This is a genomic window from Micromonospora sp. A202 (assembly GCF_006715105.1).
GTDB lineage: Bacteria > Actinomycetota > Actinomycetes > Mycobacteriales > Micromonosporaceae > Micromonospora > Micromonospora zamorensis.
On record NZ_VFMP01000001.1, the window covers coordinates 2,881,841 to 2,903,900 of the forward strand.

The window sequence follows — 22,060 nt, forward strand, 5'->3', positions numbered from 1 at the left end:
GGGGGTCGGACGATGGCTGACTCGATGATCTCAGCGTTCGAGTCCTCGCTGGACAAGACGAACCTCATTCTCAAGGACATCGAGAACGCCTACGGCTGGCCGAAGGAACGGCGCAACCAGTCGTACGCGGCTCTGCGCACGGTGCTGCACCTGCTGCGCGACCGGCTGCCGGTGGACGAGAGCGTCGAGTTCGCCCAGCAGTTGCCGGTGCTCGTGCGGGGGATCTACTTCGACGGCTGGGTGCCGTCCGACGTGCCGATCAAGCTCAACCGGGACGACTTCCTCTACGAGGTCCGTCAGGGCTTCCCGTACGACGCGGAGGGCGGCCCGGAACGGGTGACGCAGGTGGTGCTGGACACCCTGCGCCGACACGTCACCCAGGGCGAGTGGCAGGACGTGAAGGACACCATGCCCAAGGACCTCGCCAAGATGATGCCGTGACGGCCTGACGCTCGTGAGCCCGCCCGAGGAACGCCTCGGGCGGGCTCAGTCGCCGGAGGTGTCCGCCTCGGCCGGCGTCGGCACCCGAGACACCGGGTGCCCGGCCGCACGGGCCAGCGCGGCGAACGCGACAGCGTCCACGATGGCGGCGCCGCCCGGGTCGTTGTTGAAATAGACGTACGTCGGCTCGTCCTCGCCGAAGGCGTCGGTCAGCCGCCGCACCCATGAGGTGAGCGCCGCTCGGCCGTAGCGGGGCCAGGGCCGTGCCCGCCCCTCGTGCAGCCGCAGGTATCCGAAGTCCGTGGTGCGCCAGCGCGGTGCGACCGGGCGTCCCAGCCGGTCGGCCCAGACCAGCGCCGCCCGACGCCGTTCCAGCACCGCCCGGGTGGCGTCGGTCCACCAGGAGGGGTGCCGGGGCTCGACGGCGACCCGCACCTCGGCCGGGAACAGCCGCAGGGTCGCGTCCAGCGCGTCGACGTCCGCCCGGAGGTTCGGCGGCAGTTGCAGCAGCACCGGGCCCAGACGGTCACCGAGCGCGGTGGCGCGACCGAGGAAACGTGCCACCGGCTCTTCCGGATCGCGCAGCCGCTTGATGTGGGTAAGGTAGCGACTCATCTTCACCGCCACGCAGAAGTCCCCCGGTGTACGCGCCCGCCAGGCGGCGAAGGTCTCCCGTTCCGGCAGCCGGTAGAAGGCGTTGTTGACCTCGACAGTGGCGAACCCGGCCGCGAAGTGCTCCAGCCAGAGCCGCTGCGGCAGTTGTTGCGGGTAGAAGCGGCCCCGCCAGTCCCGGTACTGCCAGCCGGACGTGCCCACCAGGATCACCACCCCATCCTGGCACTCTCCGCCGCCGCTCGCGAACTGCCCGTGTCGCCCCGGTTCGGCGTCTACGGTGAGGGTTAGAGAAGATCGCGCGTGGGGTACCACCCGCAGCACGACGGACCCCGGCGCACGGCGGGGCGGCACACCCGAGGGAGTACCGATGGCACTCAACGATGACGACATGCAGACCATGGGCGGCGGCGGCGCGGAGGGCCCGGCCGACGGTGGCGCGACCCCGGGCCAGCACGACGGTGGCGCCGACGGTGGCGCGGAGGGTCCCGCCGATGGCGGTGCCACCCCGGGTCAGCACGACGGTGGCGCCGACGGCAGCGCGGAGGGTCCCGCCGATGGCGGTGCCACCCCGGGCCAGCACGACGGTGGCGCCGACGGTGGCGCGGAGGGTCCCGCCGATGGCGGTGCCACCCCGGGTCAGCAGGACGGCGGCGCTGACGGCAGCGCCCGGTAGCGGCACATCATGACGCACCTCGACCCGCCGGGCGGCCACGGCCGCCCGGCGGTTCCGTCCGCGAACGCCGCCGAGGCACTGGCCCGTTGCGTCTCGGTCGAGCCGGCCAAGTTCGCCGCCGCGCACTGGGGACACACCCCGCTGCTCTCCCGCGCCGCCGAGCTGCCCAACGCGTCCGGCTTCGCCGACCTGCTCAGCCCCGCCGACGCCGACGAGCTGCTCAGCCGGCGCGGTCTGCGTACCCCCTTTCTGCGCGTCGCCAAGGACGGCCAGTTGGTGCCGGCGGCGCGCTGGACCGGCGGTGGCGGCGCGGGCGCCGAGATCGGCGACCAGGTCCTCGACGAGCGGGTCCTGGAGCAGTACGCCTCCGGCGCCACGTTGGTGTTGCAGGGCCTGCACCGGATCTGGCCACCGCTCGTCGACTTCACCCGTGACCTGGGCCTCGCGCTCAACCAGCCGTTACAGATCAACGCCTACCTCACCCCGGCGGGCAGCCAGGGGTTCGCCACCCACTACGACACCCACGACGTGTTCGTCCTCCAGGTCGACGGTCGCAAACACTGGCGGATCCACCCGCCCGTGCTGCCCGACCCGCTGGAGAAGCAGCCGTGGGGTGGCCGCGCCGACGAGGTAGGTGCCACCGCGCAGGGCCAGGCCGCGCTGGACGTGGTGCTCGCCCCCGGCGACGCCCTCTACCTGCCCCGGGGTTGGCTGCACAGCGCGCAGGCGCAGGACGCCAGCTCGCTGCACCTGACCGTGGGCATCCGCGCGCTCACCCGCTACGCCCTGGTCGAGGAGCTGTTGGCGCTGGCCGCCGAGGACCAACGGCTGCGGGCCAGCCTGCCGTTCGGCACCGACGTCGCCGACCCGGACGCCATCGAACCGGAGCTGACCGAGACGGTCGAGGCACTGCGGGACTGGCTCCTGCGCGCCGACCCCGGTGCGGTCGCCGCGCGGCTGCGCCAACGTGCCTGGCCGGCCGCCCGCCCGGCACCCATCCGGCCGCTCGCCCAGGCCGACGCGGTGGCCGCGCTTGACGCCGACTCCCGGGTCACAGTGCGTCCGGGCCTGCGCTGGCAGTTGGTGCCGCACGGGTCGGACTCGGTGGCGCTGCGGCTGTTCGACCGGACGATCACCCTGCCTGGTGACTGCGAGGCGGCGGCTCGTGTCCTGCTCAGCGGCGCAGTGACCCGGGTTGGTGACCTGCCCGGCTTGCCCGACGACGCCGACCGGGTCACCCTGACCCGGCGACTGCTGCGCGAGGCCGTCCTGGTCCCGGCCTGACCGCCGGTCTGCCTGTGCGCGCGTCCCGCCGGCCTTGCGCTGTCGGCCCGGTCTGCGGCGTCCACCCGGCCACCCCGCGCGTCAGCGGCCGAGCACCAGCAGCAGCACCGTGGTGACCACCCCGGCGCCGAGGACCACGGTGATCGGTCGAGGACCGAGCATCGCGTGCCGGCGGTCGGCCAGCACCCGCGCCGGCACCAGGCCGATCAACGGCCCGAACAGGGTCACCACCAGCGCCAGCACCGGCATCCCGACCGCGAGATCGCCGCCGTACCCGACGCCCAACGCCCGTGCCCCAACCCCCAGGGCGTACGCCAGGACGGCGCCGGCCACCCCGCACAGCGCCAGCAGCGGGTTGACCGAGCCCGGTAGCTCACCCGGCTGCCCGGCGCGGTCGAGCAGGTCACGGGCCTTTCCGAGCAGCAGCACCGGATCGGTGGCCGTGGTGCCGTTCGCGGGTGCGGGCGGGCCACCGAGGCGACGGGCGCCGAGGCGCGAGCGGACCTGCTGCCACAGGTGGGCCACCTCGGCGTCGACGCGTTCCTGCTGTTCGCGGGCGGCGACCAGCTCCTCCTCGGCGTACTGGAGCTGCTCGGCGGCGTCGGCGACGGCCCGCTCGGCAGCGGCGCACTGCCGCTCGTACCAGGTGTGCGCCTCGGCGCGCTGCTCACCCACTCGCGCGGTGAGGTCAGCCAATCGTCGGAGCTGGGCCGTGTACGTCTCGCTGGCCACCGGTTCGTTCATCGCGACGGACCATAAGGGATGATCACCTGTCCGGTGCGGTGCACCGCCCGGTCGAAGAAGAGGCCCCGCCAGGGGCGGGGATACCAGTCCGGGCCGCCGGTGCCCGGGTAGAGCGAGGAACCCAGCTCGCCGCCGTGCGTGTCCAGCGCCACCCAGGCGCCGATCTGGTCGGTACGCGCGGCGGGCCCGCCGAGGTCGGCACGCATCCGTGCCACTCCCCGCCACCAGGCCAGCACGTGCGTCCGTCGTTCCGGCCCGTCGTGCAGGATCCGCCGCAGCTGCTCCAGCCCGGTGCGTCGGCCGGCTCGGGCGGCCAGCGCGCCGGCTGCCGCGTCGACGGCGAACAGCAGCAGGTAGTGCGGGCTCCCCGGGCCGGTCAGCCCGTCGGCCGTCTCGGCCATCAGCTCACCGACGGTCTCCTCGTCGTACCAGGCGGCGTCGTCGGCCAGGTCGTCGTAGAGCGCACGGGCGATCGGGTCAGCGTCGGCGTCGAGGCAGGCGATGGAGAACCGGGCGGTGCCCGGCGGGTGCTGGCGGGCCAGTGAGCGGGCCGCCGCGTCCAGCACCGCGCAGGCCTCGTCCACCCGGGTGCCGAGCACGGCGAGGTTGCGCCCGGGGGCGCGCGGCAGCCGCAGCGCCGCCGAGCGGGACTGTACGTCGATGATCTCGCCGAGCAGGGCGACCGGGCTGCGCGGCACGCTCCCGTCCGCGGGCGTGGCGAGCGTACGGAAGTCCGGGGCGTCCGCCAGTCGGGGAATCGCGTCGCCGTCGAAGAGCCGGGCCGGTGCGGCGTCGGCCGGGCGCATCCGCCACAGCCGGTGCTGCAAACCGCTCCACGTCTCCCAGTCGCTGGCCGACGGGATCCGGGCGACCTCGTTGCCCTCCACCATGCCCGACTCGGCGTTGACCACCGCGTGCCAGCGAGGCAGCGACTGTGCCGCGTCGTTGCGTTCGGCGAGGATCCGCAGCGCCTTGGGCAACGCGATGCGCAGGGTGAACTGGGCGACCAGCGCGGGGCGGCCCCACAGGGCCTCGATGCCCCGCACGTCCTGTGAGGCGAGCACCAGGTGGATGCCCTGGGACCGGCCGCGTCGGGCCAGGTCCTCCAGCAGGTCGGCCGACTCCCGGGCGACCACGTCCCGACCGGCCAGCAGCATCTGGAACTCGTCGACTACCGCGACGATCCGTGGCCAGTGCCCGGTCGGGTCGACGGCCCGCAGCTCGGCCAGCTTGGTCACCTCGTGCTTCTTGGCCGCGTCGGCGCGCCGACGCAGCTCCTCGGCGAGGAAACGCAGCAGCGCCAGGCCGAACTCCCGGTCGGTGTTGACGTTGATCCCGACCAGGCGCATGTGCGGCAGCCAGCTCGGGTCGCGCCGGCCCTGCGCGAACCGCGCGAAGGACACGCCCTCCTTGAAGTCGAGCAGGTAGAACTCCAGCTCGGCGGGGGAGTAGCGGGCGGCGAGGGCGCCGATCCACGCGAAGATCAGGTTGGTCTTGCCGGTGCCGGACGGTCCGCCGATCAGCGCGTGCGGTGGATAGTCGCCCAGCGTCAGCCGCACCGGCCGGCCCTGCGGCCCCTCGCCGATCGGCGCGGTCAGCCCGTCGGATGAGTCCTCGCGCCACATCAGCTCCGGCGGGGGCAGCAGGTCCGCGAACGGGGTCGGCGGTGGGCCAGCGTTCACCCGGGCGGCGATCTCCCGGCACGTCTCGGTGACCAGCGTCGCCGGTGGCGGTGGATCGAGGCGGACGGGCAGCCCGGCCGACCCGCCGATGCGTGCGCCGGACACCCCGGCCACCACCCGGGTCACCGTCGGGTCCTCCGGCAACGGCACACCGTGGACCACCAGGTGCACCCCGCAGGCCGCGCCGGCGCGTACCACCCGGTCCAGTTGCCCGCGCTCGTGCCGGTTGAGCTCATCACCGCCGAGCAGCACCGCCACCCGCCACGGCTCGGGTCGTCGGCCGGTCGCCGCGGCCAGCTCGCGCAACGACGCGTACTCGCCGGCGAGCACCGTCTCGTTGATCCGGCGGATCTGCTCCACCAGGTCGTCGAGCAGTGGGCCCAGACCGCCGGGGCCGACGAAGGTGAGCAGCCCCGCCGTGCCCAGCGGCGCGAACCCGGCCAGGCCACCGCCGAGCTGCTCCGGGTCGTACCCGACCAGGCGTACCGCGCCCGGGTCGGCGCGGCCGGCGGCCCGCAGCAGCAACGCGGACATGACGGCGTCGCAGCCGGCGCGATCGTCCCCGGACAGGTGTACGTGCCCGGCGTCGAGCAGCGGCACCAGCGCGGGCACCGGGTCGACGCCGTCGACCCGGACCGTGCCGACCCGTAGCGCGCCGGGTGGCTCCGCGCGGCGGGCGGGCGTCGGGGCCCACCCCGCCCAGTCGGCCCCCGCGCAGCCCGGCGCCTCCTGCCGGGCCGCGTCGGCGGCGCGCCGGGCCAGCTCGGCGATCCGGGTCGAGTAGCGGGCGTCGATCTCGGCGACGCGGCGGTCGCGCTGGGCGCCCACCCGTGCCGGTACGGCCGCAGCCGCCCGCTCGACCCGGGCCAGCCGTTCGCGCCCGGCGGTCAGCTCGGCCTGGGCGGCGGACAGGCGGGTACGGGTCGCGCCCAACGCCTCGGCGAGGGTGTCCCGGACCCGGCTGGCCAACTGGCCGCGCCGGTCAGCCATCGGAGCTCCGTCGAGCCGGCGCGTCCCGCCACGGGCTACCCGAGCGCGGCGGCACACCACCGGAGCGGGGCGGCACACCATCCGTGCGCGGCGGCAGGCCACCGGGCCGCGGCAGCAGGCCACCGGAGCGCTGCGCACCCGGCCGCTGAACAGCACCGCCGACGCGCGCGCCCGCGCCCGCCGACTGTCCGGCCCCGCCCGACTGCCCCGGGCCGGCCGGCCGCCCGGCCCGCGCCGGTTGCCCCGCACCGCCTCGTTGCTCCGCGCCATTCTGTTGCCCCGCGCCGTGCGCTTGTCCCGCGCCCACTGGCTCTTTCACGCCGCCTGCGGGGAGGTCCCGGCCGAGTCGGGCGAGCAGCAGCCCGGTTGCCACCCCGGCGGTGACCGCGGAGTCGGCCGCGTGCGGCGGCTCCCCGGAGGCGCGCGGTGGCGGCATCCGGCACACCCGGGTCAGCAGTGTCTCCAGCACCGGCGGCGGCAGCCCGGGCAGCAGGTCGCGTACCCGCCCGTCCAGCTCACCGCGCAGCCGCCCGAGGTCGGTGGCGCGGGGCGGGTGCCCCAGCAGCTCACCGGCCAGCTCGCGCAGCAGGGGCGGCGCCAGCGCCGCCATGCCCAGCCCCACGTCGGCCGGGGCCCGGCGCAGCTCCTTGCGGAGCCGGTCCCGGTCGCCGGAGCGGACACCACCCACCACTCGGCGCAGCAACTCCTGGGAGTCGTCCACCCGCTCGTCGGGTTCGTCGTCGGTGCCCTCGCGCCCGCCGGTCAGCTCGGCCACCCGCACCGACCACCAGCGGCTCATTCGCACCTGCTCGGCCGGCTCCGGCGCGACCGCTGTGGGCCCGGCGGCCGGCGGTGTGTCGTGGCGGGGGGCGCGTTGTTCGGGGCGGGGCGCCGGGGTGCCGTCCGCGCCCAGCCCGATCGCGGTCAGGTACGCCGAGAGCTGCTCCTGTGCCACCCGCAACGCGTAGCCGGCGCTCTCGGCGTGCTCGGTCGCGGCGGACAGCTCCGGCACCCCCATCGGGTTGGCCGACTCCTGGCGTACCCAGCGCAGTCTCTCCGCGGCCAGGCCGAACTTCTCCAGCGCCTGCCCCAGCAGGGCCACCGGGAACTCCTCGCTGGCGGCACGGACCTGCCCACCGACGTCCTCGATGATGGACATGGTGGCCTACAGGGTGGCGACGTAGAGCTGCGCCTGCTCCACCGCGACCAGTGTCGCGGCGAGACACTCCTCCAGCTCCTGGCTGGCCTGTGTCAGCGACGACTGGGCCGCCTCCACCGTCTCGTGCCCGCTGCCCTCGAGCGCGCCGGCGAGGGTCTGCTGCGCCTCGGACAGTTTCTCGCCGGCCGCCTGCACGGCTGTCTGCCCGTCCCCGATCTGTTGGAGGGCAACATCAATGGCAGCCTTCAACTCGGCGACGCTCGCCACGGCGGAACCTCCTGGGGGCGGGGAGATCTCCATTAGAGCCTATCGGGGGCCGCGAAAGAACATCCGCCCTGTCGGTGTTCCTGCCCGCCTGTCCGGAAGGCCCCCTGAAGTGCCGGGAGTCCGTTCTGTGGGAGTCCCAGTGCGAGAATTTCTCAGGTGTTGGCGGGGGCCTCGCGGAGCCAACGCGGGCCGTACACCTCGGCGCCCAGCGCCGTCACCCGCCCGCGCAGCTCCCGGTCCGCGGTGACCACCAGCCGACGGCGCTCGGGCGCGTCGGCCACCAGCTCGACCACTGTGTCGTCGCCGGAGCCGGCGGCGGAGACCACCCGCACGCCCTCGGTGCCCGGCACGTCCCGCGCCGCACCCTCGACCACCAGCACCACCTCGACCGGGGCGGGCAGCCGTGCCGGCAGCCCGACGGTCGCCACCGGGGCGAGCGAGTCGCGTAGCCGGGCCGCGGCGCCGGCGCGGTCACGCCACCACCCGTTCGGGCGGGAGCCGACAACGTTGGCGCCGTCCACGATCAGCAGCGGGGTCTCAGTCATCCCCTCAGCCTGCCACCAAACGGCCGGCCCCGGCCGGACGCCACTCCCGGAATGCCGGTGCTCCACCACCTGCGGCGTTTGTCGGGGCGCGCGCCGGGTAGCCCCTGCCGACCGTGCCGCGCCCGACTGCGGAGGACAGACATGATGGGACCCGGTGACATCGGCTCCGACCCGTGGGACGAATTCCTGGCCAGATACTTCGGCCGGGGCGAGGGAGGGCGCCGGCCACCGCACCGGGTCGACATCACCCGTCTGATGACGGCCGACGCACGGGAGATGCTGGCCGACGCCGCCCGGCGGGCCGCCCAGCGCCAGAGCAGCGACCTGGACACCGACCACCTGCTCTGGGCGGCGCTGCAACGCGAACCCCTGCGGGACCTCGTACGCCGGGCCGGCGCCGACCCGGACACCCTGCTCAACGCGCTCGGGGGGAAGGGCGACGGCGCACCGCGCGGGGAGGTGCCGCCGAACCTGTCGTTGACCCCCGCCGCCAAGCGGGCGCTGCTCGACGCCCACCAGCTGTCCCGGGCGATGGGCGCCAACTACATCGGCCCTGAGCACATCCTGATGGCGTTGCCGCTCAACCCGGAGTCGCCGGCCGGGCGGATGCTCGCCGCCGGGCGGATCCAACCCGAGTCGTTGCAGGCGGCCAACGCCGAGCGCGGGCCGATGAACGGCCCGAAGCCGGATCGCGGCACGCCCACCCTGGACCAGTACGGGCAGGACCTCACCGACCTGGCCCGCAACGATCAGATCGACCCGGTGATCGGACGGGCCGACGAGATCGAGCAGGCCGTGGAGATCCTGTCCCGGCGTACCAAGAACAACCCGGTGCTGATCGGCGAGGCCGGTGTGGGAAAGACCGCCATCGTCGAGGGGCTGGCCGAGCGGATCTGCGACGGTGACGTCCCGCAGACCCTGCTCGGCAAGCGGGTCGTCCAACTCGACCTGGCCGGTCTGGTCGCCGGCACCCGCTACCGGGGCGACTTCGAGGAGCGGCTGAAGAAGGTGATCGACGAGATCCGGGCGCACCGGGACGAGCTGATCATCTTCATGGACGAGATCCACACCCTGGTCGGGGCGGGTGGCGCCGGCAGCGAGGGCGGGATGGACGCGTCCAACATGCTCAAGCCCGCGCTGGCCCGCGGCGAGCTGCGGGTGATCGGCGCGACGACGCTGGACGAGTACCGCAAGAGCATCGAGAAGGACGCGGCGCTGGCCCGGCGCTTCCAGCCGGTGCTGGTGCCCGAGCCCGGCGTCGACGACACCATCGCCATCCTGCGTGGTCTGCGCGACCGGTACGAGGCGCACCACCAGGTGCGTTTCACCGACGAGGCGCTGGTCGCGGCCGCCGAGCTGTCCGACCGGTACGTCACCGACCGGTTCCTGCCGGACAAGGCCATCGACCTCATCGACCAGGCCGGCGCGCGGGTGCGGCTGCGCACCCGCACGCCCGCCTCCGACGTGCGGGAGCTGGAGCAGGAGCTCGACGAGGTACGCCGGGACAAGGAGCAGGCCGTCAGCGACGAGCAGTACGAGCGGGCCTCCGCGCTGCGCGACCGGATCTCCGAGTTGGAGGAGGAGATCCGTCGGGCGAACGGCGACGACGGGTCGTCCTCGCAGGTGCCCGAGGTGGGTCCGAAGGAGATCGCCGAGGTGGTCTCCCGGGCCACCGGCATTCCGGTCAGCCAGCTCACCGAGGAGGAACGGGACCGGCTGCTGCGCCTGGAGGGGTACCTGCACCAGAAGGTGGTCGGTCAGGACGACGCGGTCACCGCGGTCGCCGAGGCCGTCCGTCGTTCCCGGGCCGGGCTGGCCGACCCGGAGCGGCCGATGGGCAGCTTCCTGTTCCTCGGCCCGACCGGCGTCGGCAAGACCGAGCTGGCCCGCGCGCTGGCCGAGGCGCTGTTCGGCGAGGCGGACCGGATGGTCCGGGTGGACATGAGCGAGTTCCAGGAGCGACACACGGTCAGCCGGCTGGTCGGCGCGCCACCCGGATACGTCGGCTACGAGGAGGCCGGTCAGCTCACCGAGGCGGTGCGTCGCCGCCCGTACGCGGTGGTGCTGCTCGACGAGATCGAGAAGGCCCACCCGGACGTCTTCAACATCCTTCTCCAGGTGCTCGACGACGGGCGGCTGACCGACAGCCAGGGTCGCACTGTGAACTTCAAGAACACCGTACTGATCATGACGAGCAACCTCGGCTCGGAGCTGATCACCGGCGCTCAGCGCTCGGTCGGCTTCGGCAGCGGGGACGTGGGCAGCGAGCAGGAGAGCAACGAACTGCGGGAGCGGCTGATGCGCCGCCTGCAGGAGAACTTCCGCCCGGAGTTCCTCAACCGCATCGACGAGGTCATCATCTTCCGCCGGCTGGAGGCCGAGCAGCTGCGCGACATCACCGCGCTGCTGCTGGAGGAGACCCGCCGCCGCATGCACGCCCAGGACCTCCAGGTGGAGTTCACCACCGCCGGCATCGACTGGCTCGCCGAGCACGGCTACCAGCCGGAGTTCGGCGCCCGACCGCTGCGCCGGGTGATCCAGCGGGAGGTGGACAACCACCTGTCCCGGATGTTGCTGGAGTCGGCGATCTCACCGGGGCAGAAGGTCATTGTGGACGTCCGCGACGGCGCGCTCACCTTCGACGTGACCGCAGGCGAGCGGGGGTACACCGCCGCCACGACCACCCACCCGCGATGAGCGGGCCGGCGCGACGAGACGAGCACGAGGAGCCGCACGAGCCTGCGAAACATCGGGACGAGGAGGACCATCCCGACCCGATCCTGGCGCCGCCCACCGCGAACCCCCGCCGAACGCGGCTGGCAGCCGAGGGCCTGCGTCCGTTGACCGACCAGGACGACCCGGAGACGTCCGGGCCGCCGCCCGGAGAGGAGACCTGATGGTACGCGAAGCGAGGCTCGACCCCGAGGTGGAAGTGCTCTGGGAGGACTTCCACGCCGAGGTCAACGTCCCGTCGGAGCAGCTGCGCACCTGGCTGCTGACCCGTGGTTCCGGGGAGGAGTCGTTCAGCCCGAACCCGAACCTCGACCTGCCCCAGCCGGGCCGGGAGATCCTCAAGGTGCTGAACAAGCGCAAGGTGGACCTCACACCGGAGGACATCGAGGTGATGCGGGAGGCGGTCGAGCGCATCCGCGAGCTGATGGACGCCAAGCCGTCGCGCGGAAACGCCGACGACAACTGGCGGCACTCGTTGCTCGACCTGGGTCACGACCCGCTCGTCGAACGCTGAGCGAACGCACGACGGTGCCGTCCCAGGCGGGGACGGCACCGTTCGGCGTCCTGTTACTGGCCCTGGTCGGATTCCAGGCTGCCGATGGTTAGGCCGGCCGCGTCGGCGGCGGCGTCCCGGTCACCGCGGGTCTGGTCCTCCCGGGTGAGCAGATTGGCGTACTCGGTGACGTCGGCCGGGTCGGGCACCGCCGGTAGGCGGCGCAGGAACGCCTCCACCTGGCGGGTGGCGGCGGTGTGCGCGGCGGCCGCCTGGCGCAGCAGTTCGCGGTCGTCGGCGGGCGGGTAGAGGTCGGTCATGTCCGCCAGATACCCGGCCAACGGCGGTTCGCACCGCCACCGGCAGGGAATACCGGCTCAGACCGGTCGGATCCCGCTGGGTCGCCGCACACCGAACCCAGGATTGCTCAGCAGCCAGGACAGGTATTCCGGATGCGGGGCCAGCGAGTCGACGTACGCCGCCTTGGCCGTCTCCAACACCAGGTCGGCGCCCTGAGCGGCGGGGGAGTCCGGGTGCCAGCCGAGCAGGAGCCGCCAGCGCAGCGGTGTGCCGGCGATCCGGCGGGTCACCAGCCCGGCCACCGGACGGAACGTCGCCTGACACAGCGCCACCGCCACGCCGGCGTCCACCAGGTCGACGCAGCCGCGGATGTCGGTCTCGTACACCTTTCGGGGAGTGAAGCCGGCGCGGGCGCAGGCGGCGGCGAAGCAGTCGCCGAAGCAGCCGTCGCCCGGCGCGGCCACCCACTGCTCGTGGCGCAGGTCGGCCAGGCGCACCTCGTCGCGTTCGGCGAGGGGGTGCGACTCCGGCAGCAGCACCAGCACCGGGTCGATGGCCACCTCCTGCCAGCTCAACCCGAACCCGGCCGACGGGATGGCGTCGCCGCACACACCGGTGAGCGCGAAGTCCAGTCGGCCGCCGGCCACCAACTGCGCCAACTCGTCCACCGACCAGGACGCGAACGTGGTGATCTGGGCGGGCGGGTGTTCGGCCGCCAACCGGTGCACCAGCCGGCCCAGGATCGGGCTGTTGACCCCGCCGAACCGGTAGCACGGCGGTGCCCCGCCGGCGCCGGCCAGCCGGGCCGCCTCGTCCTGAAGCCCCTTCATCGCCGGCAGCAGGACCCGGGCCCGGGCCAGCACCAGCTCGCCGAGCGCGGTGGGCCGGGCGCCGCGCCGGTCCCTGTCGAACAGCGGGCCGCCCAGGGTCCGTTCGATGCGCTGGAGCTGGGCGGTGAGCGCCGGCTGGGCCAGGCCGAGCGCCGACGCCGCCTTCGTCACACTCCCCGTCTCAGCGATCGCGCAGACCACCCGCAGGTGACGCAGCTCCAGGTTCATAGGGTGACGGTAGGACCACGGGTCAGCCGGCGGAATAGCCCGAGCGGATCGGTGATAATGAATGCATTGGCGAGCGTGGCCTTGCCTCAGTCGCGGGGTGGCTCCGGCAGGTCCGCCAGGTAGGTCGGCCGCCGGGTCACCACGTCGAGCACCTTGTCCACCACGCCGACCGCCGGCTCCACGATCCGGTTCCACGGAGGGGTGCCCGGAGTGCCCGGGTGCGGCCGGGTCGGCGCCGCCTCCTCGGCGATCTCCAGCCGGTTGCCCAGGCGGATCAGCTCCTCATCGGTCGCGACCGCGCGCAGCTCCGTGACGAGCCCGCCCACCCCGTCGACGTGCTGACGGACCCGCTCGGCGACCTCGGTCAACGCATCATCCGTCAGCCCCTTCAGGGCGTTCAGCAGACCGGCGTCGGCCGCGATCTCGGCGTCCACGCGCTCGGTCGCGGCCGGCAGGGCGGCACGCACCGCCGGCAGCAGGTACTGCTCCTCGGCGGACAGGTGCCGCGACAGCGCGGCGCTGAGCACCGGCAGCCCTCCCTGCGGTGTGGCGTCCGGGCCGGTCAGCTGGTCCAGCAGCGCCAGCAGTTGCCGGTGCTCCCGGTCCACGATGTCGGCGATGCTGCGACCACCGGGCCGGAAGCCGTCCTCGGGTGCGGGCGGCAACGGCGGCAGGGGAACGGTGGACATGGTGCCCTCCTCGACTGGCGGGCGGAAGCTCCGGCAGGGACGTACGGTCGCAGGCGGCGGTACCCGAACGCGCTCACGGCGAAACCGACCCGTCGATGTGTCGGCGCGTGCGCGACGGGTGCGTGGCCCGGCCGTGCCGCCGCGCCGGCCGGTCCGCGCACGGTGCGCCGGCCTGTCGACCGGCGCGGGCTGGTATGAAGAGGCGATGACGAGCGATGCCGCCTCCGCCCGACCCGACCCCACCGCAGAGGTCGTGGACCTGTGCCGCGACCTGCTGCGCATCGACACCACCAACACCGGGGACAACGACACCAGCGTGGGCGAGCGCCGCGCGGCCGAGTACGTGGCGGAGAAGCTCGCCGAGGTGGGCGTGGAGTCCGTCCTGCACGAGTCCGCGCCGGGCCGGGCGAACGTGGTGGCCCGCATCCCGGGCACCGACCCGAGCCGGGGCGCGCTGCTGGTGCACGGCCACCTGGACGTGGTGCCCGCCGACGCCGACGAATGGTCGGTGCACCCGTTCTCCGGCGAGCAGCGCGACGGCTACCTGTGGGGCCGGGGCGCCATCGACATGAAGGACTTCGACGCGATGGTGCTCGCCGTGGTGCGGCACTGGCAGCGCACCGGCGTACGACCCCCGCGCGACATCGTGCTCGCGTACACCGCTGACGAGGAGGCGGGCAGCGACTACGGCGCGCGCTTCCTGGTGGACAACCACCGTGGCCTCTTCGACGGGTGCACCGAGGCGATCGGCGAGGTCGGCGGCTTCTCCTACTCGGTCAACGACAACCAGCGGCTCTATCTCATCGAGACCGCCGAGAAGGGCATCGACTGGCTGCGGCTGCACGCCAAGGGCCGCCCCGGGCACGGCTCGATGATGCACGACGACAACGCGGTCACCGCGCTCGCCGAGGCGGTCGCCCGGATCGGGCGGCACCGCTTCCCGGTGGTCGTCACCGACACCGTGCGGGCGTTCCTGACGGAGGTCTCCGACCTGCTCGGCATCGAGCTGGACCCGGACGACCCGGAGACGGCCATCGCCAAGCTCGGCCCGATCGCCAACATCATCGGCGCGACGATCCGCAACACCGCCAACCCGACCCGGTTGAGCGCCGGCTACAAGGACAACGTCATCCCCGGCCGGGCCACCGCCACCATCGACTGCCGCAGCCTGCCCGGCCAGTCCGAGCTGCTGGAGCGGCAACTGCGCGAGCTGGTCGGCCCGGACATCGCGATCGAGTACGTCCAGCGGCAGCCCGCCCTGGAGACCACCTTCGACGGTGATCTGGTCGAGGCCATGTCGGCGGCCCTGCGCGCGGAGGACCCGGGAGCACGGCCGGTCCCGTACATGCTCTCCGGCGGCACCGACGCCAAGGCGTTCTCGCAGCTCGGCATCCGCTGCTTCGGGTTCGCCCCGCTCCGGCTGCCCGCCGACCTGAACTTCTCGGCGTTGTTCCACGGCATCGACGAGCGGGTTCCGGTGGACGGACTACAGTTCGGCGTGCGGGTGCTCGACCGGTTCCTCCGCACCTGCTAGCCGTGTCCGGCAGTTGCCGCCGGCGCGCAATCTCCCCATCGTGAAGGGACTGCCCCACATGACCGACCAGCACGGTGAGCTGGACGCCGCTCTCGAGCGCGTGATCGAAGCGGCCCGCCACCACCTGGCCGCCGTACGCGCCGCTCAGGGCCGCGTCGACGACGACGACGTCTGGCAGGCGTACGTGGCGTTGAACAACGCCTCCTTCGCCTACGACGAGCGGTTGCTCGACGCCTTCGGTGAGGTGACGCCGTGGGATGTCGACTCGATCGACCCGGACGAGGCCGACGAGCGTTTCGGCGGCGTCGACGGTGCCGAGGCCAGCGACCCGCACCCGCGGGTGATCTCGGTACGCCAGCGTCGCGACTACCGGGTGCCGAGCGTCGCCGCGCTGCTGCGGGTGGCCGAGGCGGCCCGGCGTGAGGGCACTCCCGAGGACGACGAGCCGGCACCGGTGGAGGGCGTCGGCGAGGCGGTGCTGGAGCTGCTGCAGAGCGGCGACGGTTCGCTCGGCGCGCTGGACGTCCCCGAGCTGGAACCGCTCGACGGGGTGGTCATGGTCAGCGAGGTGGGCACCCCGGTCGACCTGGAGTCGTTCGACGACGACGACGCGGTCGGCCCGTTCCAGCCGGCGGCCGACGACCGGCTGGTCGGTCGGCTCGACGAGCACCCGTTCCTGGAGCTCGACGACGACCACGACCACGCCGGGCACCAGCACTAGGTCGGATCACGCCCGGGGCCCGTTCGGGCCCCGGGCGTTCCTGCCCGACTCTTCAGTACGACAGGCCCGGCTGCGGCTGGTTGACCCGCCGACGACGCAGCACCACCTGCCGCGTGCCGTCGCGGTACAGCCGCACCCGGGCCAACTCCCATCCTGAGAACTCCGCCTGGATCGCCAACTGCGCCGCGGCGGTCAACCGGTCGACGTTCGGCGGCAGCCGCAGCGGCGCGTATTCGTAGTCCATGCCATCCATGCTGCCCAGCCCAGCGGCCATTCGCCACCCCCTCGGGGGTGACCGACGACGCTGCCGTGGGCGGTTCGTGCCGCCCTGTGCGCGCCCGCGCCGAACCGGTACGCGTCGCCTTGCGGCGAATTCGTGATCGACTCGCGTTCTTTGAAATCGGGGTATCGAGCCGTTCCGGATACCCCGGTATTCAGGAAGCCGAGTGGATCAAGGCCAACCCAGGTGCCCTGAGCCGCCCGGGCGCGGCCCTGCTGGCGGGTCAGCCGTCGCGTTCGGGGTAGCCGACCGGCACCGCCGAGACGTCGTCCAGCGCTGTGGTGATCTCCTCGGGCAGTGTGATCCGTTCCACCTGGAGCGCGCCGAGCAGCTGCCCCACGGTCCGGGCGCCGAGGATCGGCGCGGTCACCCCGGGCCGGTCCCGGATCCAGGCCAACGCCACTTCCAGCGGCGACACACCCAGCCCGCCGGCCGCGGTCGCCACCGCCTCCACGATGCTGGAGCACCGCGGGTCCAGGTACGTGGCGACGAAGCGCTCGAAGTGCGGCGACGCGGCCCGCGAATCCGCCGGACGGCCGTGCCGGTACTTGCCGGTCAGCACTCCCCGGCCCAGCGGCGACCAGGGCAGCACGCCGAGACCGAGCGCGTCGCAGGCGGGCAGCACCTCCCGCTCCACACCCCGCTCCAGCAGCGAGTATTCGACCTGGGACGCGACCACCGGCGCCCGCCCCGGCCAGGCGGTCTGCCAGGCGGCGGCCCGCGCGGTCTGCCACCCGGAGAAGTTCGACACCCCGACGTAGCGGACCTTGCCGCTGGCCACCGCGTGGTCCAGGGCGGCCAGGGTCTCCTCCAGCGGGGTGTCCGGGTCGTACCCGTGCACCTGGAACAGGTCGACGTGGTCGGTGCCCAGCCGCCGCAGTGACGCGTCCAACGTCCGCAGCAGGTGCCCCCGGGAGCCGTCCCGGCGCCGGCCGCTGCCCGGGCGCAACCCGGCCTTGGTGGCGATCAGCAGCTCCTCGCGGGGCACCAGGGAGCCCAGCAGTGAGCCGATCACCGACTCGGCGTCGCCGTCGCCGTACACGTCGGCGGTGTCGATCAGGTTGCCGCCCGCGTCCAGGTAACTCTTCAGCTGGGCGGCCGCATCGTCGGCGTCGGTGTCCCGGCCCCAGGTCATGGTGCCGAGCGCGAGCCGGGAAACCGCCAGCCCGCTTCGGCCGAGCGGTCGCTGTTGCATGGGTGAACCTTATTTCGAACCTGCCGCCAGAGATATCCTCGCTCCCGTATCTCTGCCGGTTCTGCCGGTTCCGCCGCCATGGGCTGCCCCGATGGAGGGGGGACCAAAGGTGCCGAGCCGGTGATCGAGTCTGTTATCGGCATTGCGTAACCTGGTGCGACCTGTGCCACGGATGGGGGAGGACCAGTGCGACTCGGGCTCAGTCTCGGATACCAGACGGCGTGGAGCACACCGGCCGACCACCTGGCGTTGGCCCAGGAGGCCGACCGGCTGGGTTACTCGGTGGTGTGGGCGGCGGAGGCCTACGGCTCCGACTCGCCCAGCATGCTCGCCTGGATGGCCGGCCAGACCGAACGGATCGACGTCGGCGCCGCGGTGATGCAGATCCCCGCGCGTACGCCGGCGGCCACCGCCATGACCGCCGCCACCATCGACGCGCTCTCCGGTGGTCGGTTCCGCCTCGGCCTGGGCGTCTCCGGCCCGCAGGTCTCCGAGGGCTGGCACGGTGTGCGGTTCGCCAAGCCACTCGCTCGGACCCGCGAGTTCGTCGACATCGTCAAGCTGGCCATCGCCCGCAAGGAGGTGGCGTACGACGGCGAGCACTACACGCTGCCGCTGCCCGACGGCCCCGGTAAGGCCCTGCGGCTGGGCTTCCACCCGCCACGCGAGCACATTCCGATCTACCTGGCGGCGGTCGGCCCGAAGAACCTGGAGCTGGCCGGCGAGATCGCCGACGGCTGGCTGGCCGTGTTCTACGCCCCGGAGTTCGCCGAGGAGCAGCTCGCCTCGGTCCGCGCCGGGCGGGCCAAGGTCGGCAAGGAACTGGCCGGGTTCGACGTGGTGCCGTCGGTGCCCGTGGTGATCGGTGACGACGTGGCCTCCTGCGCCGAGCTGGTGCGCTGGTACGCGGCGCTGTACGTGGGTGGCATGGGCAGCCGCCAGCAGAACTTCTACAACCAGCTCGCCACCCGGATGGGTTACGGCGACGCCGCCCGCGAGGTGCAGGACCTGTATCTGGCCAAGCGGCAGCGCGACGCCGCCGCCGCCGTACCGATGGAGTTCATCGACCGCACCTCGCTGCTCGGCCCGAAGGAGCGCATCGCCGAGCGGATGCGGGAGTACGCTGCCGCCGGCGTCACCACGCTGTCGGTGACCCTGTTCGTGGCGGACCGGGACAGCGGGGTGCAGACCCTGCGTACCGTCGCCGAGGCGCTCGACCTCTCCGGAGTTGGCGAGTGACCTGGGTCGAGGCCATCGTCCTGGGCATCGTCCAGGGACTGACCGAGTTCCTCCCGGTCAGCTCGTCGGGACATCTGCGGATCACCTCGGCGATCTTCTTCGACCGTGATGCCGGCGCGTCGTTCACAGCGGTCACCCAGCTCGGCACCGAAGCGGCCGTGCTGATCTACTTCGCCAAGGACATCTGGCGGATCACCCGGACGTGGCTGGTCGGCATCAGGGACAAGTCGGTGCGCTCCAGCCTCGACTACCGGATGGGCTGGTACGTGATCGTCGGCTCGATCCCCATCGGGCTGTTCGGCTTCCTGTTCAAGGACCAGATCAAGACCGCTGGGCGCAACCTGTGGGTGGTGGCGACCACGCTGATCGTGTTCGCCTTCGTGCTGGCGTTCGCCGAATACTGGGGGCGGCAGACGCGTACCCTGCAGAACTTCCGGATGAAGGACGGCGTGGTGATGGGCTTCGCCCAGGCCATGGCGCTGGTGCCCGGGGTGTCCCGCTCCGGCGGCACGCTCACCGCCGGTCTGCTGCTCAACCTGACCCGGGAGGCCGCGGCACGCTACTCGTTCCTGCTGGCCATCCCGGCGGTGGTGATGTCCGGTGTGTTCAGCCTCGGGGACGTCTTCGAGCCGTCCGCCCCGGGCACGTCCGTGCCCACCGTGGCGCAGACGATCGTGGCCACCGTCATCGCCTTCGCCATCGGCTACGCGGCCATCGCGTGGCTGTTGCGCTACGTCGCCCACCACACCCTGTACGTCTTCGTGCTGTACCGGGTCGCGCTGGGCACCCTGGTCCTGGCTCTGCTGATGACCGGCACGATCAGCGCCACCTGATCCGCCCGCACCTCGGCCCCCGCCCCTCGCAGAGGGGTGGGGGCCTTTCCGTGGCCAAGGCGGGCCGTTTCCGCTGTTCCGCACAACGAGGACTTAGCGGTTCTATTCTCCTGATATCGGGCTGTCTCCCCGGGCGGGATCTGTCGGTGGCTCGCGTCGGAGAGGGCGACTGTGACTGCCAGCGCTGGCCCGAAGCGTGGCCGGGGGCGGCCACCGAGACGCAACCTCGTCGCGGTCGTCTCGATCGTCGTGCTCTCCGGTGCGTTCTTCGGCTACGACCAGGGCGTCATCAGCGGTGCGCTCCGCGACATTCGCCAGACCTTCCACGCGGACACCTTCGCCGTCGAGGTGGCGGCGAGCTGGGTGACCCCTGGGGCGCTGGTGGGCGCGCTGCTCGGCGGTCACCTCGCGGACCGGATCGGTCGCCGCGGGGCGCTGTGGGTCGCCGCCGCCACGTTCGCGGTGGGCACGATCCTGCAGGCGACCGCACCGGTGATCGGGGTCATGTTCGGCGCGCGGTTGATCCTGGGGCTGGGCATCGGGGTGGCCTCGGTCGCCGGGCCGATGTACGCGGCGGAGGCCGCGCCGGAACGGATCCGCGGCAGCCTCCTGGCGGTCTACCAGTTCTCCACGACGTTCGCCATCTTCATCGGTTACCTGGCCGACGAGCTGTTCGAGGCCGGCGACTCCTGGCGTTACCTGCTGGTGGCGGCGGCGCTGCTGGGTGTGGCCCTCGCCCTGGTCACCACAGTGATCCCCGACTCGGCCGTCTGGTACTTCGGACGGGGGGACCGGCGCCGGGCGGAGGCGTCCCTGCGGGCGACAGTGCCGGAGCGGAATGTGGCCCAGCGACTGCACGCCATCGAGGAGAGCCTCTCGGCCGGCAAGGCGGGCTGGCGGGAGGTGCTGTCGCCGCAGTGGCGGCGCCCGTTGGCGCTCGGTGTCGGCATGGCGCTGTTCCAGCAACTGACCGGGATCAACGGGATCATCTACTACGCCGACGAGATCTTCTCGTCCGCCGGGTTCCACACCCCGCAGGCGCAACTGGCCGCGACCACCTGGGCGATCGGCGGGGTCGACTCACTCTTCACGCTGGTCGCGGTCGCCTTCCTTGACCGGCTCGGTCGCCGGCCGCTGCTGCTGGTCGGGCTGCTGGGCATGGCGGTCTCGCTCGTGGTGGTCAGCATCAGTTTCGCCAGGATGGCCCCGGCGGCGCGGACGGCGGGAGCGACCGGGCACCATCCCACCGACGCGGGCATCTTCCTGCTGATCGGTGTGGTCATGTTCGTGGCGTTCTACGCGATGTCGATCGGGCCGACCGCCTGGACGGTCATCAACGAGATCTTCCCGGGCCGTATCCGGGGCCGGTGCGTCGCGATCGCCTCCGCCACCCACTGGGGCACCGAGTACCTCATCACGCAGTTCTTCCTGAGCATGCTCGACGCCCTGGGGAGATCGGGGGTGTTCGCCCTCTTCGCCGGCACCTGTGTGCTCGGCTTTCTGTTCGTCTGGCGGTACCTGCCGGAGACCAAGGGCAGGACCCTCGAACAGATCCAGCAGATGTGGCAGACCGACGCTCGTGCTCGGCGTCCGCACCGTGCCGATGACCGGTCGGCCGGTACGGCGTGATTCCCGCCTTCTGACCCACGACGCAGGGGTGAGGCGTACGGTCGATCCGAAGCCGCCCAAAACGGATCAGTAGGACAAAGCAGCTCATTAGGGTCAAGCGTAAGCGCTCACCCTGTGGCGAGTCCTCTCGGCGCAATGGCGGCTCCCGACCGACAGTCGCGAAGGACCAGGACGTGCATCTGACACCAAGGGAATTCGACAAGCTGACGATCCTCTCGATGGCCATCGTCGCCAACGCCCGCAAGGCCAGGGGGATCAAGCTGAACCACCCCGAGGCCGTGGCGGTGATCTGCGCCGCGGCCCTGGAGGGGGCCCGGGAGGGCAAGACCGTCGAAGAGGTCATGAACGAGGCCCGCAGCACCCTCAATGCCGACGACGTGATGCCGGGCGTGCCGGACATGCTGCCCATGATCCAGGTCGAGGCGGTCTTCACCGACGGCTCGCGACTGGTCACCGTGCACTCACCGATCCGATAGGCGCAGCCAACCAGAGGCGATCTCCAGGAAGGTGGAGCAGGAAATGGCCAAGCAACATCCCGGCCCCAACTCGAAGCACGTGCGACCCATCGGGGGCTACGTGCTGAGCGACCAGCCGTTGGAGCTGAACGCGGGGCGGCCGGTCACCGAGGTCGTCGTCCAGAACACCGGCGACCGACCGATCCAGGTCGGCTCACACTTCCACTTCTTCGAGGCCAACCGGATGCTCGCCTTCGATCGTGAGGCGGCCTTCGGGCGGCGGTTGAACATCCCGGCGACGACCTCCATCCGCTTCGAGCCGGGCGACAAGAAGACGGTCGAGCTCATCCCCTTCGGCGGACAGCAGCGCGTGTACGGATTCAACGGCCTGGTGCAGGGGTGGAGCGGCAGCGAGTCGACCCCCAGCTACCGGCCGGACCGCACCGAGGCGATCCACAACGCCAGGACGCGGGGCTTCAAGTTCGCCCCGGAGCAGCAGGA

At 72.6% G+C, this 22,060-nt stretch carries 23 protein-coding genes and 1 pseudogene; 13 read left to right on the plus strand and 11 right to left on the minus strand.

The features are described 5' to 3' along the window. The first annotated feature begins 12 nt into the window (after positions 1-12). Positions 13-441 (plus strand): DUF2267 domain-containing protein, encoded by a 429-nt coding sequence (locus FBZ33_RS13340; protein WP_088948032.1) that lies wholly within the window; start codon positions 13-15, stop codon positions 439-441. 45 nt (positions 442-486) lie between these two features. Here FBZ33_RS13340 and FBZ33_RS13345 read toward each other — a convergent pair whose 3' ends face one another. Beyond that, complete coding sequence (locus tag FBZ33_RS13345) at positions 487-1,266, minus strand: DUF72 domain-containing protein (RefSeq protein WP_141909293.1); 780 nt, start codon at positions 1,264-1,266, stop codon at positions 487-489. 157 nt (positions 1,267-1,423) lie between these two features. Between FBZ33_RS13345 and FBZ33_RS13350 the strand changes: the two genes are divergently transcribed. Together FBZ33_RS13350 and FBZ33_RS13355 are read left to right on the plus strand one after the other, a co-directional pair. Further along, the gene (locus tag FBZ33_RS13350; RefSeq protein ID WP_099853213.1) at positions 1,424-1,729 is read left to right on the plus strand and encodes a hypothetical protein; all 306 of its coding nucleotides are present in this window, start codon (positions 1,424-1,426) and stop codon (positions 1,727-1,729) included. Between the two features lie 9 nt (positions 1,730-1,738). Beyond that, a complete protein-coding gene (locus tag FBZ33_RS13355; RefSeq protein WP_141909294.1) occupies positions 1,739-3,013 on the plus strand; it encodes a cupin domain-containing protein in 1,275 nt (424 codons plus the stop codon). An 81-nt stretch (positions 3,014-3,094) separates the two neighbouring features. On the opposite strand, the gene FBZ33_RS13360 is transcribed toward FBZ33_RS13355, so the two are convergent. From FBZ33_RS13360 to FBZ33_RS13380, 5 genes are all read right to left on the minus strand, one after another. Further along, positions 3,095-3,757 (minus strand): hypothetical protein, encoded by a 663-nt coding sequence (locus tag FBZ33_RS13360; protein WP_141909295.1) that lies wholly within the window; start codon positions 3,755-3,757, stop codon positions 3,095-3,097. Then, entirely contained in the window at positions 3,754-6,429 is a 2,676-nt protein-coding gene (locus FBZ33_RS13365) for an FtsK/SpoIIIE domain-containing protein (RefSeq protein WP_141909296.1), read from the minus strand. Before FBZ33_RS13365 ends, FBZ33_RS13360 begins: the two co-directional genes overlap by 4 nt. Continuing rightward, positions 6,422-7,588 (minus strand): hypothetical protein, encoded by a 1,167-nt coding sequence (locus tag FBZ33_RS13370; RefSeq protein ID WP_141909297.1) that lies wholly within the window; start codon positions 7,586-7,588, stop codon positions 6,422-6,424. Before FBZ33_RS13370 ends, FBZ33_RS13365 begins: the two co-directional genes overlap by 8 nt. A gap of 6 nt (positions 7,589-7,594) precedes the next feature. Continuing rightward, the gene (locus tag FBZ33_RS13375) at positions 7,595-7,855 is read right to left on the minus strand and encodes a hypothetical protein (protein WP_088948039.1); all 261 of its coding nucleotides are present in this window, start codon (positions 7,853-7,855) and stop codon (positions 7,595-7,597) included. A 152-nt stretch (positions 7,856-8,007) separates the two neighbouring features. Then, entirely contained in the window at positions 8,008-8,400 is a 393-nt protein-coding gene (locus FBZ33_RS13380; RefSeq protein WP_185755292.1) for a hypothetical protein, read from the minus strand. A 141-nt stretch (positions 8,401-8,541) separates the two neighbouring features. Between FBZ33_RS13380 and FBZ33_RS13385 the strand changes: the two genes are divergently transcribed. Genes FBZ33_RS13385 through FBZ33_RS13395 form a run of 3 tightly spaced genes read left to right on the plus strand, consistent with a single transcriptional unit; the run spans position 8,542 to position 11,647 of the window. Then, positions 8,542-11,097 (plus strand): ATP-dependent Clp protease ATP-binding subunit, encoded by a 2,556-nt coding sequence (locus tag FBZ33_RS13385; RefSeq protein WP_141909298.1) that lies wholly within the window; start codon positions 8,542-8,544, stop codon positions 11,095-11,097. Next, positions 11,094-11,297 carry a hypothetical protein gene (locus FBZ33_RS13390; protein ID WP_088948042.1) on the plus strand — a complete coding sequence of 68 codons (204 nt, stop codon included), beginning with the start codon at positions 11,094-11,096 and terminating at the stop codon, positions 11,295-11,297. The genes FBZ33_RS13385 and FBZ33_RS13390 overlap by 4 nt, the downstream gene beginning before the upstream one ends. Further along, the gene (locus FBZ33_RS13395) at positions 11,297-11,647 is read left to right on the plus strand and encodes a DUF3140 domain-containing protein (RefSeq protein WP_141909299.1); all 351 of its coding nucleotides are present in this window, start codon (positions 11,297-11,299) and stop codon (positions 11,645-11,647) included. Before FBZ33_RS13390 ends, FBZ33_RS13395 begins: the two co-directional genes overlap by 1 nt. Positions 11,648-11,700: 53 nt before the next feature. Here FBZ33_RS13395 and FBZ33_RS13400 read toward each other — a convergent pair whose 3' ends face one another. From FBZ33_RS13400 to FBZ33_RS13410, 3 genes are all read right to left on the minus strand, one after another. Further along, positions 11,701-11,946, minus strand: coding sequence for a hypothetical protein (locus tag FBZ33_RS13400; RefSeq protein ID WP_099853230.1), 246 nt, complete (start codon positions 11,944-11,946; stop codon positions 11,701-11,703). A gap of 57 nt (positions 11,947-12,003) precedes the next feature. Next, positions 12,004-12,984, minus strand: a complete 981-nt coding sequence (locus FBZ33_RS13405) for a LysR family transcriptional regulator (protein WP_088948045.1) — start codon at positions 12,982-12,984, stop codon at positions 12,004-12,006. 86 nt (positions 12,985-13,070) lie between these two features. Beyond that, entirely contained in the window at positions 13,071-13,673 is a 603-nt protein-coding gene (locus FBZ33_RS13410; protein ID WP_099853234.1) for a hemerythrin domain-containing protein, read from the minus strand. 205 nt (positions 13,674-13,878) lie between these two features. On the opposite strand from FBZ33_RS13410, the gene FBZ33_RS13415 reads away from it, so the two are divergent. Both FBZ33_RS13415 and FBZ33_RS13420 read left to right on the plus strand, forming a co-directional pair. Then, entirely contained in the window at positions 13,879-15,207 is a 1,329-nt protein-coding gene (locus FBZ33_RS13415) for a M20/M25/M40 family metallo-hydrolase (protein ID WP_099853237.1), read from the plus strand. Between the two features lie 58 nt (positions 15,208-15,265). After that, entirely contained in the window at positions 15,266-15,928 is a 663-nt protein-coding gene (locus tag FBZ33_RS13420; protein ID WP_141909300.1) for a hypothetical protein, read from the plus strand. A gap of 52 nt (positions 15,929-15,980) precedes the next feature. Here the strand turns inward: FBZ33_RS13420 and FBZ33_RS13425 are convergent, their stop codons facing one another. Further along, entirely contained in the window at positions 15,981-16,172 is a 192-nt protein-coding gene (locus FBZ33_RS13425) for a DUF5703 family protein (RefSeq protein WP_013734349.1), read from the minus strand. A gap of 259 nt (positions 16,173-16,431) precedes the next feature. Continuing rightward, positions 16,432-17,403, minus strand: coding sequence for an aldo/keto reductase (locus tag FBZ33_RS13430; protein WP_088948054.1), 972 nt, complete (start codon positions 17,401-17,403; stop codon positions 16,432-16,434). Between the two features lie 186 nt (positions 17,404-17,589). Here FBZ33_RS13430 and FBZ33_RS13435 point away from each other — a divergent pair, with 186 nt between their 5' ends. The 5 genes and pseudogenes from FBZ33_RS13435 to FBZ33_RS13455 all read left to right on the plus strand — a co-directional run. Then, positions 17,590-18,642 (plus strand): LLM class F420-dependent oxidoreductase, encoded by a 1,053-nt coding sequence (locus FBZ33_RS13435; RefSeq protein ID WP_030332780.1) that lies wholly within the window; start codon positions 17,590-17,592, stop codon positions 18,640-18,642. Beyond that, positions 18,639-19,475, plus strand: a complete 837-nt coding sequence (locus FBZ33_RS13440; RefSeq protein ID WP_088948055.1) for an undecaprenyl-diphosphate phosphatase — start codon at positions 18,639-18,641, stop codon at positions 19,473-19,475. Before FBZ33_RS13435 ends, FBZ33_RS13440 begins: the two co-directional genes overlap by 4 nt. 171 nt (positions 19,476-19,646) lie before the next feature. Further along, entirely contained in the window at positions 19,647-21,104 is a 1,458-nt protein-coding gene (locus FBZ33_RS13445) for a sugar porter family MFS transporter (protein ID WP_141909301.1), read from the plus strand. Between the two features lie 173 nt (positions 21,105-21,277). Beyond that, positions 21,278-21,580, plus strand: a complete 303-nt coding sequence (locus FBZ33_RS13450; protein WP_141909302.1) for an urease subunit gamma — start codon at positions 21,278-21,280, stop codon at positions 21,578-21,580. 43 nt (positions 21,581-21,623) lie between these two features. Further along, a pseudogene (locus FBZ33_RS13455) lies at positions 21,624-21,959 on the plus strand (urease subunit beta); the annotation flags it as partial. Between the last annotated feature and the right edge of the window lie 101 nt (positions 21,960-22,060).

Coding starts and splice junctions, on each gene's coding strand:
- FBZ33_RS13340 (WP_088948032.1), top strand. CDS start 13: ATGGCTGACTCGATGATCTCAGCGTTCGAGTCCTCGCTGGACAAGACG.
- FBZ33_RS13350 (WP_099853213.1), top strand. CDS start 1,424: ATGGCACTCAACGATGACGACATGCAGACCATGGGCGGCGGCGGCGCG.
- FBZ33_RS13355 (WP_141909294.1), top strand. CDS start 1,739: ATGACGCACCTCGACCCGCCGGGCGGCCACGGCCGCCCGGCGGTTCCG.
- FBZ33_RS13360 (WP_141909295.1), bottom strand. CDS start 3,757: ATGAACGAACCGGTGGCCAGCGAGACGTACACGGCCCAGCTCCGACGA.
- FBZ33_RS13365 (WP_141909296.1), bottom strand. CDS start 6,429: ATGGCTGACCGGCGCGGCCAGTTGGCCAGCCGGGTCCGGGACACCCTC.
- FBZ33_RS13370 (WP_141909297.1), bottom strand. CDS start 7,588: ATGTCCATCATCGAGGACGTCGGTGGGCAGGTCCGTGCCGCCAGCGAG.
- FBZ33_RS13380 (WP_185755292.1), bottom strand. CDS start 8,400: ATGACTGAGACCCCGCTGCTGATCGTGGACGGCGCCAACGTTGTCGGC.
- FBZ33_RS13385 (WP_141909298.1), top strand. CDS start 8,542: ATGATGGGACCCGGTGACATCGGCTCCGACCCGTGGGACGAATTCCTG.
- FBZ33_RS13390 (WP_088948042.1), top strand. CDS start 11,094: ATGAGCGGGCCGGCGCGACGAGACGAGCACGAGGAGCCGCACGAGCCT.
- FBZ33_RS13395 (WP_141909299.1), top strand. CDS start 11,297: ATGGTACGCGAAGCGAGGCTCGACCCCGAGGTGGAAGTGCTCTGGGAG.
- FBZ33_RS13400 (WP_099853230.1), bottom strand. CDS start 11,946: ATGACCGACCTCTACCCGCCCGCCGACGACCGCGAACTGCTGCGCCAG.
- FBZ33_RS13405 (WP_088948045.1), bottom strand. CDS start 12,984: ATGAACCTGGAGCTGCGTCACCTGCGGGTGGTCTGCGCGATCGCTGAG.
- FBZ33_RS13410 (WP_099853234.1), bottom strand. CDS start 13,673: ATGTCCACCGTTCCCCTGCCGCCGTTGCCGCCCGCACCCGAGGACGGC.
- FBZ33_RS13415 (WP_099853237.1), top strand. CDS start 13,879: ATGACGAGCGATGCCGCCTCCGCCCGACCCGACCCCACCGCAGAGGTC.
- FBZ33_RS13420 (WP_141909300.1), top strand. CDS start 15,266: ATGACCGACCAGCACGGTGAGCTGGACGCCGCTCTCGAGCGCGTGATC.
- FBZ33_RS13425 (WP_013734349.1), bottom strand. CDS start 16,172: ATGGACTACGAATACGCGCCGCTGCGGCTGCCGCCGAACGTCGACCGG.
- FBZ33_RS13430 (WP_088948054.1), bottom strand. CDS start 17,403: ATGCAACAGCGACCGCTCGGCCGAAGCGGGCTGGCGGTTTCCCGGCTC.